Source organism: Streptococcus sp. HMSC063B03, assembly GCF_001836965.1.
Classification (GTDB): Bacteria; Bacillota; Bacilli; order Lactobacillales; family Streptococcaceae; genus Streptococcus; species Streptococcus pneumoniae_F.
This window is the reverse complement of sequence record NZ_KV831016.1, coordinates 1-12,493: the sequence shown is the minus strand read 5'-3', so window position 1 is coordinate 12,493 and position 12,493 is coordinate 1. Positions and strand designations below refer to the sequence as shown.

Here is a 12,493-nt window from a genome sequence, read left to right as displayed (position 1 = left end):
ACTATGTATCGAATCTAGTTTGTTTATCTATTTTTAATTTATCCCACTAATTGACTCCATCGGCTGGGTAGCAAAAAAATCAAAAGTCCTGTTACTTTCCCCCATTTAACCTTTGACTATTCCTCAAAATTATCGTACAATAAAGAGTACATGATAAAATGAGGTCAGAGTTTGTTCGCTCTGGCGATAGTAGTAAAAATGAGGAGAAACGCTTTGGAATTAGAAGTATTTGCTGGGCAAGAAAAAAGTGAACTATCTATGATTGAGGTGGCGCGTGCTATCTTGGAACTTCGTGGTCGCGACCATGAGATGCATTTTAGCGATCTTGTAAACGAAATTCAAAACTACCTTGGAACATCAAATAGCGATATCCGTGAAGCTTTGCCTTTGTTCTACACAGAGTTGAACTTTGACGGTAGCTTCATCTCACTTGGAGACAACAAATGGGGTCTTCGTTCATGGTATGGTGTGGACGAAATCGACGAAGAAATCATTGCTCTTGAAGAAAATGACGACGATGAAGTAGCACCAAAAGCTAAGAAAAAACGCGTCAATGCCTTCATGGATGGCGATTCAGATGCTATTGACTACAATGCAGATGATCCAGAAGACGAAGATGCATACGAAGCAGATCCAGCTCTTTCATACGATGATGAAAATCCAGATGATGAGAAAAATGAAGTGGAAGCTTACGATGCAGAAATCAACGAAATCGCCCCAGATGACTTGGGTGAAGATGTGGATCTCAACGAAGAAGACGACGAGTTTTCAGATGATGATACTGAAAACGTCGAGGAATAAAAGTTAGCTATTGACAATTATCCTATTTTTAGGTATCATATTGTTCGGGCACCTCTTTTAGAGGTCGGAGCTCCCTAGTTCTTAGGGAGCTATTTTTGTTTTTTCAAGAAGTTATCTTCTTGTATTTTAGTTGTGAATCTGGTGCGGTCGTTCCAGATTATTCTTATTAGTAGGGTCTTGTTTTCTATGTCCCCTTGTAGTTGACAAGACCTTGAGCATTTTAGAAAGAGGAATCTATGTCTACGAAATATATTTTTGTAACTGGTGGTGTGGTATCGTCTATTGGGAAAGGGATTGTGGCAGCAAGTCTGGGCCGTCTCTTGAAAAATCGTGGTCTCAAAGTAACCATTCAAAAATTTGACCCTTATATCAATATCGATCCGGGAACTATGAGTCCTTATCAGCACGGGGAAGTTTTTGTGACAGATGACGGAGCTGAGACTGATTTGGACTTGGGTCACTATGAACGCTTCATCGATATCAATCTGAACAAATATTCTAACGTGACAACTGGTAAAATTTACAGTGAAGTGCTTCGTAAGGAACGTCGTGGAGAATACCTTGGGGCAACTGTTCAAGTCATTCCTCATATTACAGATGCTTTGAAAGAAAAAATCAAGCGTGCTGCTCTAACGACTGACTCTGATGTCATTATCACAGAGGTTGGTGGAACTGTCGGGGATATCGAGTCCTTGCCATTCCTAGAGGCCCTTCGTCAGATGAAGGCGGATGTGGGTGCGGATAATGTCATGTATATCCATACAACCCTGCTTCCATACCTCAAGGCAGCTGGTGAAATGAAAACCAAACCAACACAACACTCTGTCAAAGAATTGCGTGGATTGGGAATCCAGCCAAATATGTTGGTTATTCGTACAGAAGAGCCAGCTGGTCAAGGAATTAAAAACAAACTGGCCCAGTTCTGTGATGTGGCACCAGAGGCTGTTATCGAGTCTTTAGATGTTGAACATCTTTACCAAATTCCACTGAACTTGCAGGCACAAGGTATGGACCAAATTGTCTGTGACCATTTGAAATTAGACGCACCAGTAGCAGATATGACAGAATGGTCAGCTATGGTGGACAAGGTCATGAACCTCAAGAAACAAGTCAAGATTTCCCTTGTTGGTAAGTATGTGGAGTTGCAAGATGCCTACATCTCAGTGGTCGAAGCCTTGAAACACTCTGGTTATGCCAATGATGCAGAAGTTAAAATCAATTGGATCAATGCCAATGATGTGACAGCAGAGAATGTGGCAGAGCTTTTGTCTGATGCGGACGGAATCATCGTACCAGGTGGTTTTGGCCAGCGTGGTACTGAAGGGAAAATCCAAGCCATTCGCTATGCGCGTGAAAATGATGTTCCAATGTTGGGTGTCTGCTTGGGAATGCAGTTGACTTGTATCGAGTTTGCTCGTAACGTTTTAGGGCTTGAGGGCGCCAATTCCGCAGAACTTGCACCAGAAACAAAATACCCTATCATTGATATCATGCGTGATCAGATTGATGTTGAGGATATGGGTGGAACCCTTCGTTTGGGGCTTTATCCATCTAAGTTGAAACGTGGCTCTAAGGCAGCAGCTGCTTACCACAATCAAGAAGTGGTGCAACGCCGCCACCGTCACCGTTATGAGTTTAACAACGCCTTCCGTGAGCAGTTTGAGGCAGCAGGCTTTGTCTTCTCAGGAGTTTCTCCAGACAATCGTTTGGTCGAAATTGTGGAAATTCCTGAAAATAAATTCTTTGTGGCTTGTCAGTATCACCCTGAACTTTCAAGCCGTCCAAACCGACCAGAAGAACTCTACACTGCCTTTGTCACTGCAGCAGTTGAGAACAGCAATTAGCTAGATTATAACCTTTGAGAAGAATCTCAGAGGTTTTTTGCTTGCATATTTAGGATATGAGTTGCAAAACAAAAATATAGTGATATAATTAACATAATAACAACTAAGGAGGAACTACAATGAAAAAAATCACATTATTTGGTTTGTCTCTAGCTGGTCTAGCTTTACTGGCTTTTCCACATTCAGGGCAGGCATTTGAGCTTAAAGAAGAATGGGTTGTTAAGTGTGGAGTGCAGTATCAAGATGGCAAGATTCTTCGGTTTAACAATGGTCATGAAGTGGATATCAAAGTCTTGGATTTGCCAAAAACCGAGAAAATCGAGTGGACTGTTAGTCTCGATGGTCAAGATCAAACTGTCAATTTCCTAGGTCAAGAAAAGGACAAGTCTATGATGGGCGTAGAGGGGCGTTACCTGAATTTCTATGTTCCATATGGCTATAGAGGAGATATCAAGGTCGAGGCTAAGAGCGGAAATGAAGTGAAGATTTGGTCAACGAAAGTTGTGGATGATATTCATAATGATAGTGGAAAGAGAGGTTACTATCGTATTGAAGAATTAAATGATCAATACACCTACCTCGATGCTAAATGGGATTATCAAACCAAGACTTACACTGCTGCCTTACCAGAGACTGTTAATGGTCAAAAAGTTTTTGCTTGGGCAAATTATGATAATGACAAGTTGAAGCTAGAAAAACCAAAATCTATCAGTCATAAATATGATGATGGAGGATCTTTCAAAGAACTTTATCCGATTGTAAAAGCAGAAAGTTGGCTAAAATCAAACCAAAACTGGTACTATCAAAAACAAGGTCAATTAGTGCAGAAGGATTGGGTTAAGGACAAGGGAACTTGGTACTTTATGAACGATAAAGGAGTCATGTTCAATCAAACTTGGCTCTATCAAGGTGGCAACTGGTATGCCTTTAAATCATCAGGAGCCATGATTGCGAGTGACTGGCTTTACGACCAAGGCAAGTGGTACTATTTATCAGCTTCAGGAGCCATGAAAGCAAGCACTTGGGTTTATGACAAGGGAGAATGGTATTATGTAAGTTCTTCTGGTGCCATGATTGCGAATGATTGGGTCAAAGACAATGGTAAGTGGTATTATCTAGCTTCATCAGGTAAGATGCTTCGCAATACCTATACACCTGATGGTTACTACGTTGGCAACTCAGGTGCCTGGCAATAAGAATAATACTCTTCGAAAATCTCTTCAAACCACGTGAGCGTCTTCCACAACCTCAAAACAGTGTTTTGAGCTAACTTCGTCAGTTCTATCCACAATCTAAAAACACTGTTTTGAGCAACCTGCGGCTAGCTTCCTAGTTTGCTCTTTGATTTTCATTGAGTATAAGAAGTCCTTTTCCTTAAAGGAAGAGGCTTTTTAGTTGCGTTTCTGCTGCTTCCTCATTTGTCCTAAAGCCTTTTTTGTGTTAAAATGAATGGTATGAAAGCTAAAAAAATGTGGATGGCAGGTCTGGCTCTACTTGGTATTGGGAGCCTTGCCCTTGCTACGAAAAAAGTTGCAGATGACCGTAAGCTCATGAAGACTCAGGAAGAGTTGACAGCGATTGTACGAGACCATTTTTCAGACATGGGGGAAATTGCGACCCTCTATGTTCAAGTCTATGAAAGCAGTCTAGAGAACTTGGTTGGTGGCGTCATTTTTGAGGATGGCCGTCATTATACCTTTGTCTATGAAAATGAAGACCTAGTCTATGAGGAGGAAGTCTTATGATACAACCAGCAAGTTTAGAAGAATTAGCATCTTTAGTAGAAAAAGATGGGAAGAAGGTCTTTCTTTTTGTGGCGGACTGGTGTGGCGATTGCCGTTATATTTATCCTGCCTTGCCAGAAATTGAGGAGAGCAATTCAGAGTTTACCTTTATTCGAGTGGATAGAGACCAGTATATGGATTTGGCCAAACTCTGGGATGTATATGGAATCCCTAGCCTTGTTGTTCTAGAAAAGGACAAGGAAATTGGCCGTTTTGTCAATCGCGACCGTAAAAGCAAGCAACAAATTAATGACTTTTTAGCAGGACTGAAATAGGAGAAAATAGAAACAATGATTTTTACATATAACAAAGAACATGTCGGTGATGTCCTTATGATCATCGTGAAAAATAGCGGAGATGCCAAACTGGATGTAGAACGCAAAGGCAAGGTAGCTCGTGTTTTCCTCAAAGGTAATGGGGAAACAGTGGCGTGGAATATTTTCGAAGTTTCAAGTTTGTTTGAAATTGCAGAGCGCGGTCAAGTCTTTTTGACAGATGAGCAAGTCGCTCGTTTGAACCAAGAATTGCAGGCAGAAGGCTTTGCAGAAGAAATTGTTAATGACAAGGAACCTAAGTTTGTTGTTGGTGAAATCGTTGAGATGGTAGCCCATCCAGATAGTGACCACCTCAACATCTGCCAAGTTGCAGTCGCAAGTGACAAGACAGTACAAATCGTTGCAGGGGCTCCTAATGCGCGTGTCGGTTTGAAAACCATTGTGGCTCTTCCGGGAGCTATGATGCCAAAAGGCAATCTTATTTTCCCAGGCGAACTTCGTGGTGAAAAGAGTTTTGGAATGATGTGCAGTCCTCGTGAATTGCATCTGCCAAATGCTCCGCAAAAACGTGGTATTATTGAATTATCAGAAGACCAAGTTGTCGGAACTCCATTTGATCCAGCTAAGCACTGGACTGCCTAAGAAGTTGTTAGTATCTGATAGACCAGCTAGAAGGAAATAAGATGGCAAAAAATGTTGTGATTACAGGAGCGACATCAGGAATTGGTGAAGCGATTGCGCGTGCTTATCTGGAGCAAGGTGAGAATGTCGTTCTAACTGGACGACGGACAGATAGACTCGAAGTCCTTAAGGCGGAGTTTGCAGAAGTCTTTCCAAATCAAACCGTCTGGACCTTTCCACTAGATGTCACGGATATGACTATGGTGAAGACTGTTTGCTCCAGTATTCTAGAAACGATAGGGAAGATTGACATCTTGGTTAATAACGCCGGTCTGGCTCTAGGCTTGGCTCCATATCAAAACTATGAAGAGTTGGATATGCTGACCATGTTGGATACCAATGTCAAAGGTTTGATGGCAGTCACTCGCTGTTTTTTGCCAGCAATGGTAAAAGCCAATCAAGGACATATCATCAATATGGGCTCAACCGCAGGAATTTATGCTTATGCAGGTGCAGCAGTTTATTCAGCTACCAAGGCAGCAGTTAAGACCTTTTCAGATGGTCTGCGAATTGATACCATCGCAACAGATATCAAGGTGACAACCATTCAGCCTGGAATTGTCGAAACAGATTTTTCGATGGTACGTTTTCACGGTGATAAAGAACGAGCTGCGTCCGTTTACCAAGGAATAGAAGCTTTGCAAGCTCAGGATATTGCAGACACAGTAGTCTATGTGACTAGTCAACCTCGTCGTGTTCAGATTACAGATATGACCATTATGGCCAATCAACAGGCGACAGGTTTCATGGTTCATAAAAAATAAAAAATTTTCTCGAAAAGTTACAAATTTCTGTAACTTTTTTTGATTTCCTACGAATAGATAAGTAGGAGGAAAAAATATGTATAATAAAGTTATCTTAATCGGACGCTTGACGTCTACACCAGAATTGCACAAAACCAACAATGACAAGTCGGTAGCGCGAGCAACTATCGCTGTGAACCGTCGTTACAAAGACCAAAATGGGGAGCGTGAAGCTGATTTTGTCAATATGGTTCTTTGGGGTAGACTAGCAGAAACTTTGGCAAGCTACGCAACTAAAGGTAGTCTCATTTCCGTTGATGGGGAATTGCGTACCCGTCGTTTTGAGAAAAATGGTCAAATGAACTACGTGACCGAAGTACTTGTTACAGGATTCCAACTTCTGGAAAGTCGTGCCCAACGTGCCATGCGTGAAAATAACGCAGGCCAAGACTTAGCGGACTTGGTTTTGGAAGAGGAAGAACTACCATTTTAAGCATTAAAAAGTCTGAGTTGGTCTCAGGCTTTTTATCTTGAGAAAGTCAGACTTTTTCCTTGACTATTTCTGACCAAGTGATACAATAGAATTATGAATTAGCACTCGTGTGTAAAGAGTGCTAATAATTTTTATCTCATCATGGAGGAAATCAGATGTTGAAACCATTAGGAGACCGTGTGGTCTTGAAAATCGAAGAAAAAGAACAAACTGTTGGAGGCTTTGTCCTTGCAGGTTCAGCTCAAGAAAAAACAAAAACAGCTCAAGTTGTGGCTACAGGACAAGGTGTTCGTACCTTGAACGGTGACTTAGTGGCTCCAAGTGTTAAAGTTGGAGACCGTGTATTAGTTGAAGCCCATGCAGGCCTTGATGTCAAAGATGGCGATGAAAAGTACATCATCGTAGGAGAAGCTAACATCTTGGCTATCATTGAAGAATAGAAGGAGAAAGTAAGTATGTCAAAAGAAATTAAATTTTCATCAGATGCCCGTTCAGCTATGGTTCGTGGTGTCGATATCCTTGCAGACACTGTTAAAGTAACCTTGGGACCAAAAGGTCGTAATGTCGTTCTTGAAAAATCATTTGGTTCACCACTCATCACAAATGACGGTGTAACTATTGCCAAAGAAATCGAATTGGAAGACCATTTTGAAAATATGGGTGCCAAATTGGTATCAGAAGTAGCTTCAAAAACCAACGATATCGCAGGTGACGGAACGACAACTGCAACAGTCTTGACCCAAGCAATTGTCCGCGAAGGAATCAAAAACGTCACAGCAGGTGCCAATCCAATCGGAATTCGTCGTGGGATTGAAACAGCAGTTGCAGCAGCAGTAGAAGCTTTGAAAAACAACGCCATCCCTGTTGCCAATAAAGAAGCTATCGCTCAGGTTGCCGCCGTCTCTTCTCGTTCTGAAAAAGTCGGTGAATACATCTCTGAAGCCATGGAAAAAGTTGGTAAAGACGGAGTTATCACCATTGAAGAGTCACGTGGTATGGAAACAGAACTTGAAGTTGTGGAAGGAATGCAGTTTGACCGCGGTTATCTTTCACAGTACATGGTAACAGATAGCGAAAAAATGGTGGCTGACCTTGAAAATCCATATATCTTGATTACAGACAAGAAGATTTCAAATATCCAAGAAATTTTGCCACTTCTAGAAAGTATTCTCCAAAGCAATCGTCCACTCTTGATTATTGCGGATGATGTGGATGGCGAAGCCCTTCCAACTCTTGTTTTGAACAAGATTCGTGGGACCTTCAACGTAGTAGCAGTTAAGGCACCTGGTTTTGGTGATCGTCGTAAAGCCATGCTCGAAGATATCGCCATCTTGACAGGTGGAACAGTTATCACAGAAGACCTTGGTCTTGAGTTGAAAGATGCGACAATTGGAGCGCTTGGCCAAGCAGCGAGAGTAACTGTAGACAAAGATAGCACTGTTATCGTAGAAGGTGCTGGAAATCCTGAAGCCATTTCTCACCGTGTTGCAGTTATCAAGTCTCAAATCGAAACCACAACTTCTGAATTTGACCGTGAAAAATTACAAGAACGCTTGGCGAAATTGTCAGGTGGTGTAGCGGTTATCAAGGTCGGCGCTGCAACTGAAACTGAGTTGAAAGAAATGAAACTCCGCATTGAAGATGCCCTCAACGCTACTCGTGCAGCTGTTGAAGAAGGAATCGTTGCAGGTGGTGGAACAGCCCTTGTAAATGTTATCCCAGCCGTGGCTGATTTGGAATTGACAGGAGACGAAGCAACAGGTCGCAATATTGTTCTCCGTGCATTGGAAGAACCAGTCCGTCAAATTGCCCACAATGCAGGATTTGAAGGTTCAATCGTTATCGATCGCTTGAAAAATGCTGAGCTTGGTACAGGCTTCAACGCAGCAACTGGAGAGTGGGTTAACATGATTGAAGAGGGAATCATCGACCCAGTTAAAGTGAGTCGTTCAGCTCTACAAAATGCAGCATCTGTAGCCAGCTTGATTTTGACTACAGAAGCAGTCGTAGCAAATAAACCAGAACCAGTGACCCCAGCTCCAGCAATGGATCCAAGCATGATGGGCGGTATGATGTAAGCTTTCTATAGAAAACACAAAAGGAGGGAATGCCTATTCCTCCTTTTTATGATGTTCATTTCTAAATTGATTTGAGCTCTCCTAACTTATATGATAAAATAAGACTAGAAAAAGGAGAAAAACATGATCGATGTAGAAGAGATTCTGAGCAAGATGAACCCCAATCAGAAGATTAATTATGACCGTGTCATGCAGAAGATGGTCCAAGTATGGGAGAAAAATGAGCAACGGCCAACCATTCTCATGCATGTTTGCTGTGCCCCTTGCAGTACCTATACCCTAGAATATTTGACTAAGTATGCAGATGTGACTATCTATTTTGCTAATTCCAATATCCATCCCAAGGCAGAATACCATAAGCGGGCTTACGTCACCAAGAAATTTGTCAGTGATTTCAATGAGAGGACAGGAAATACGGTCCAGTATCTAGAAGCTCCCTACGAACCAAATGAATATCGTAAGTTAGTTAGAGGACTGGAAGAAGAGCCTGAAGGTGGCGACCGTTGCAAGGTTTGCTTTGACTACCGCCTGGATAAGACAGCACAAGTGGCTATGGACTTGGGATTTGACTACTTTGGCTCAGCCTTGACCATCAGTCCTCATAAGAATTCCCAAACCATTAACAGCATAGGAATCGATGTGCAAAAGATTTATACCACTCACTATCTTCCCAGTGATTTCAAGAAAAATCAAGGCTACAAACGTTCGGTAGAGATGTGTGAAGAGTATGATATCTATCGTCAATGTTATTGTGGATGCGTCTATGCAGCCCAGGCTCAGAATATTGATTTGGTTCAGGTTAAGAAAGATGCCACAGCTTTCTTGCTGGATAAGGATGTTGAAAAAGACTATTCCCATATCAAATTTACAGTTACAAAATTAGATATATAAGGATAAGCCCAGCTGTAAAGCTGGGTTTTTAAAATAAAAAAACCGGGGTCTTAACCCCAGTTTGACAACTTTACCGATTCTTTAGTTCTACATAGCGCTTGTACCAAATGTTTACATAGGCTTCCGAGAAAGGACCTCGTCCATTGTTAATCCAATCAACAAGAATTTTGACATGTTCTTTTAAAATATAGTCCAAGTCATCAGAATAATTCATTTTGCGTTTGTGACGCTCATACTCCTCAACGTCCAAGAGACGTTTCTCTCCATCTGTAAAAATTTTAACATCCAAATCGTAATCAATATACTTCAGTGCTTCTTCATCCAGATAGTAGGGGCTAGCCATATTGCAATAGTAGGAAATTCCATTATCGCGAATCATGGCAATGATATTAAACCAATATTTCTTGTGAAAGTAAACAATAGCCGGTTCTCGAGTGACCCAACGACGACCATCACTTTCGGTAACCAGTGTATGATCGTTGACACCAATAATGGCGTTTTCTGTTGTTTTTAGTACCATGGTGTCCCGCCAAGTTCGGTGGAGACTCCCATCATGCTTATAACTTTGAATTGTAATAAAGTCGCCTTCTTTTGGAAGCTTCATAACTAACCAACTTTCTACAATTTATAAGTTTATCGTTTACTATTGTACCATAAAATTACCTAAAATCTGTGAATTTTACATGAAAATATTAAAGATATTCTCTGAGAGCGCTTGCTATATCCGAAAAATCGTAGCCTTTTCGTGCTAAAACTTGGGTTAAACGCTGTTTAAGTTCGTATCCTTCATATTTTCGTGCATACTTGGCATATTGCTTATCAAGTTCCTTGAAGATGAGTTCCTGAGTCGTTTCTTGGTCAACTTGACTATCCAACTGGTCAAAGGCACTTTTAGCATCAGAGTAAGAAAATCCCTTGTTAGTCAAGTTCTGGATAATCTTATCTTGCAAGGCACGAGCTGGAAGTTTTCCCTCATATTTTTTCAATAGTTTATTAGCTACACGTTGAGCAACTTCAGAAAAATCAAATTCTTTCAGTATCTCTTCTATAGTGGATTTTGAAATCCCTTTTTGTGTTAGTTTCTGAGTCAGTACATAAGGCCCCTTGTCTCCTGAAAGTTGATTGGCATTGATGATAGCATAAGCGTACTGGGCATCATTAATCCACTTATCTTTTTTTAGATTAATAATGACTTGAGAAAGGATGTTTTCATCAATATCGTATTTTTTCAGATATTCTCTGACTTCTTTTTCAGTGCGCGCTTTAAAGGATAGGTGGTAGAGAGCTAGATTCTTACCGTAAGAAAATTGGGTAAAATCATGAATCTCTTTCAATTCTTCTTCGCTTATCACCTTATCTCTTGATAACATAAAACGAACAATAGTATCTTCAGTAATGTAGCATTTATCTCCATTATCAAGCTCCATCAGATAGAGTCTTTTTTTCTTTTCAAGTTTTGTGATTTTCATAGTTCTATTATAACTCAAAATGTGATAAGATAGGGGTATGAATCTGAAAGTGAAACAAAAAATACCATTAAAAATCAAGCGCATGGGAATTAATGGTGAGGGAATCGGCTTTTATCAAAAAACCTTAGTCTTTGTGCCTGGTGCACTCAAAGGAGAAGATATCTATTGTCAGATTACTTCTATTAAACGTAACTTTGTTGAGGCAAAATTACTGAAGGTTAACAAGAAGTCTAAATTCCGTGTTGTGCCAGCATGTACTATTTACAATGAGTGCGGAGGCTGCCAAATCATGCACCTGCATTATGATAAGCAGCTAGAGTTCAAGACGGACTTACTTCACCAAGCGCTGAAAAAATTTGCTCCTGCAGGATATGAAAACTATGAAATCCGTCCAACTATTGGAATGCAGGAACCAAAATATTACCGAGCTAAGTTACAATTTCAGACTCGAAAATTTAAGAATCAGGTTAAGGCGGGCTTATATGCACAAAACTCTCACTATTTAGTAGAGTTGAAAGACTGCCTGGTACAAGACAAGGAAACCCAAGTGATTGCTAATCGTCTAGCAGAATTACTTACTTATCACCAGATTCCAATCACGGATGAGAGAAAAGTTCTAGGTGTTAGAACGATAATGGTCAGACGAGCAAGAAAGACTGGACAGGTTCAGATTATTATTGTTACAAATCGTCAGCTTAATTTAACCCAACTAGTAAAAGATTTAATTAAAGTTTTTCCAGAGATTGTGACAGTAGCTGTGAATACAAATACAGCTAAAACCAGTGAGATTTATGGTGAAAAGACAGAGATTATCTGGGGAGAAGAGAGTATTCAAGAAGGTGTTCTCGATTATGAATTTTCACTATCCCCTCGAGCATTCTATCAACTAAATCCTGAACAAACAGAAGTTCTTTATAACGAGGCAGTAAAAGCGCTGGATGTTAGTAAAGAAGACCATTTGATTGACGCTTATTGTGGAGTTGGAACAATTGGTTTTGCCTTCGCAAAGAAAGTAAAAACACTCAGAGGTATGGATATTATTCCAGAAGCTATTGAAGATGCCAAGCGAAATGCTAAAAGAATGGGATTTGACAATACTCATTATGAATCTGGAACGGCAGAAGAGATTATTCCTCGTTGGTACAAGGAAGGCTACCGAGCAGATGCTCTGATTGTTGACCCACCACGTACAGGTCTGGATGATAAGTTATTAGATACTATTCTTACCTATGTACCAGAAAAAATGGTCTATATTTCTTGCAATGTTTCGACCTTGGCTCGTGATTTGGTAAGGTTAGTGGAAGTCTATGATATCCATTATATTCAGTCGGTCGATATGTTCCCACACACCGCTCGAACTGAAGCAGTGGTAAAATTAATTAAAAAAGTTTTAAAAAGGTGTTGACAAAGGTGAAAAAGTCTGTATAATAGTAA

14 protein-coding genes are annotated in these 12,493 nt (G+C 40.6%); 12 read left to right on the top strand and 2 right to left on the bottom strand.

Annotated elements, in window-relative coordinates; genetic code table 11:
- The first annotated feature begins 213 nt into the window (after window positions 1–213).
- From rpoE to HMPREF2628_RS02105, 11 genes are all read left to right on the top strand, one after another.
- The gene (gene rpoE / locus HMPREF2628_RS02155) at window positions 214–801 is read left to right on the top strand and encodes a DNA-directed RNA polymerase subunit delta (RefSeq protein WP_070842204.1); all 588 of its coding nucleotides are present in this window, start codon (window positions 214–216) and stop codon (window positions 799–801) included.
- A gap of 236 nt (window positions 802–1,037) precedes the next feature.
- Window positions 1,038–2,645 carry a CTP synthase gene (locus tag HMPREF2628_RS02150; RefSeq protein WP_070842203.1) on the top strand — a complete coding sequence of 536 codons (1,608 nt, stop codon included), beginning with the start codon at window positions 1,038–1,040 and terminating at the stop codon, window positions 2,643–2,645.
- A gap of 119 nt (window positions 2,646–2,764) precedes the next feature.
- Complete coding sequence (locus HMPREF2628_RS02145; protein WP_070842202.1) at window positions 2,765–3,841, top strand: N-acetylmuramoyl-L-alanine amidase family protein; 1,077 nt, start codon at window positions 2,765–2,767, stop codon at window positions 3,839–3,841.
- A 249-nt stretch (window positions 3,842–4,090) separates the two neighbouring features.
- Window positions 4,091–4,390, top strand: a complete 300-nt coding sequence (locus HMPREF2628_RS02140; RefSeq protein WP_070842201.1) for a DUF4651 domain-containing protein — start codon at window positions 4,091–4,093, stop codon at window positions 4,388–4,390.
- Window positions 4,387–4,704: a thioredoxin family protein gene (locus tag HMPREF2628_RS02135; RefSeq protein WP_070842200.1), complete on the top strand. Its 318-nt coding sequence runs from the start codon at window positions 4,387–4,389 to the stop codon at window positions 4,702–4,704. Before HMPREF2628_RS02140 ends, HMPREF2628_RS02135 begins: the two co-directional genes overlap by 4 nt.
- Before the next feature lie 15 nt (window positions 4,705–4,719).
- Complete coding sequence (gene ytpR / locus HMPREF2628_RS02130) at window positions 4,720–5,346, top strand: YtpR family tRNA-binding protein (RefSeq protein ID WP_070842199.1); 627 nt, start codon at window positions 4,720–4,722, stop codon at window positions 5,344–5,346.
- Between the two features lie 41 nt (window positions 5,347–5,387).
- Window positions 5,388–6,149 carry an SDR family NAD(P)-dependent oxidoreductase gene (locus HMPREF2628_RS02125; RefSeq protein WP_070842198.1) on the top strand — a complete coding sequence of 254 codons (762 nt, stop codon included), beginning with the start codon at window positions 5,388–5,390 and terminating at the stop codon, window positions 6,147–6,149.
- A 76-nt stretch (window positions 6,150–6,225) separates the two neighbouring features.
- Window positions 6,226–6,621 carry a single-stranded DNA-binding protein gene (locus HMPREF2628_RS02120; protein WP_000282442.1) on the top strand — a complete coding sequence of 132 codons (396 nt, stop codon included), beginning with the start codon at window positions 6,226–6,228 and terminating at the stop codon, window positions 6,619–6,621.
- Between the two features lie 155 nt (window positions 6,622–6,776).
- Window positions 6,777–7,061 (top strand): co-chaperone GroES, encoded by a 285-nt coding sequence (gene groES, locus HMPREF2628_RS02115; RefSeq protein ID WP_000917332.1) that lies wholly within the window; start codon window positions 6,777–6,779, stop codon window positions 7,059–7,061.
- Between the two features lie 15 nt (window positions 7,062–7,076).
- Window positions 7,077–8,699, top strand: coding sequence for a chaperonin GroEL (groL, locus tag HMPREF2628_RS02110; RefSeq protein WP_070842197.1), 1,623 nt, complete (start codon window positions 7,077–7,079; stop codon window positions 8,697–8,699).
- A 123-nt stretch (window positions 8,700–8,822) separates the two neighbouring features.
- The gene (locus tag HMPREF2628_RS02105; RefSeq protein WP_000567567.1) at window positions 8,823–9,590 is read left to right on the top strand and encodes an epoxyqueuosine reductase QueH; all 768 of its coding nucleotides are present in this window, start codon (window positions 8,823–8,825) and stop codon (window positions 9,588–9,590) included.
- A gap of 70 nt (window positions 9,591–9,660) precedes the next feature.
- Here HMPREF2628_RS02105 and HMPREF2628_RS02100 read toward each other — a convergent pair whose 3' ends face one another.
- Together HMPREF2628_RS02100 and recX are read right to left on the bottom strand one after the other, a co-directional pair.
- Entirely contained in the window at window positions 9,661–10,194 is a 534-nt protein-coding gene (locus tag HMPREF2628_RS02100) for a nucleoside tri-diphosphate phosphatase (RefSeq protein ID WP_000775316.1), read from the bottom strand.
- A gap of 88 nt (window positions 10,195–10,282) precedes the next feature.
- Entirely contained in the window at window positions 10,283–11,059 is a 777-nt protein-coding gene (gene recX, locus HMPREF2628_RS02095; protein ID WP_070842196.1) for a recombination regulator RecX, read from the bottom strand.
- 37 nt (window positions 11,060–11,096) lie between these two features.
- Here recX and rlmD point away from each other — a divergent pair, with 37 nt between their 5' ends.
- Window positions 11,097–12,464: a 23S rRNA (uracil(1939)-C(5))-methyltransferase RlmD gene (gene rlmD / locus HMPREF2628_RS02090; RefSeq protein ID WP_070842195.1), complete on the top strand. Its 1,368-nt coding sequence runs from the start codon at window positions 11,097–11,099 to the stop codon at window positions 12,462–12,464.
- The last annotated feature ends 29 nt before the right edge of the window (window positions 12,465–12,493 follow it).

Bases quoted from the DNA above. Each gene is read 5' to 3' on its own strand.
- HMPREF2628_RS02140 (WP_070842201.1), top strand. From the start codon at position 4,091: ATGAATGGTATGAAAGCTAAAAAAATGTGGATGGCAGGTCTGGCTCTA.
- groES (WP_000917332.1), top strand. From the start codon at position 6,777: ATGTTGAAACCATTAGGAGACCGTGTGGTCTTGAAAATCGAAGAAAAA.
- HMPREF2628_RS02145 (WP_070842202.1), top strand. From the start codon at position 2,765: ATGAAAAAAATCACATTATTTGGTTTGTCTCTAGCTGGTCTAGCTTTA.
- HMPREF2628_RS02120 (WP_000282442.1), top strand. From the start codon at position 6,226: ATGTATAATAAAGTTATCTTAATCGGACGCTTGACGTCTACACCAGAA.
- groL (WP_070842197.1), top strand. From the start codon at position 7,077: ATGTCAAAAGAAATTAAATTTTCATCAGATGCCCGTTCAGCTATGGTT.
- HMPREF2628_RS02150 (WP_070842203.1), top strand. From the start codon at position 1,038: ATGTCTACGAAATATATTTTTGTAACTGGTGGTGTGGTATCGTCTATT.
- HMPREF2628_RS02125 (WP_070842198.1), top strand. From the start codon at position 5,388: ATGGCAAAAAATGTTGTGATTACAGGAGCGACATCAGGAATTGGTGAA.
- recX (WP_070842196.1), bottom strand. From the start codon at position 11,059: ATGAAAATCACAAAACTTGAAAAGAAAAAAAGACTCTATCTGATGGAG.
- ytpR (WP_070842199.1), top strand. From the start codon at position 4,720: ATGATTTTTACATATAACAAAGAACATGTCGGTGATGTCCTTATGATC.
- rlmD (WP_070842195.1), top strand. From the start codon at position 11,097: ATGAATCTGAAAGTGAAACAAAAAATACCATTAAAAATCAAGCGCATG.
- HMPREF2628_RS02100 (WP_000775316.1), bottom strand. From the start codon at position 10,194: ATGAAGCTTCCAAAAGAAGGCGACTTTATTACAATTCAAAGTTATAAG.
- HMPREF2628_RS02105 (WP_000567567.1), top strand. From the start codon at position 8,823: ATGATCGATGTAGAAGAGATTCTGAGCAAGATGAACCCCAATCAGAAG.
- HMPREF2628_RS02135 (WP_070842200.1), top strand. From the start codon at position 4,387: ATGATACAACCAGCAAGTTTAGAAGAATTAGCATCTTTAGTAGAAAAA.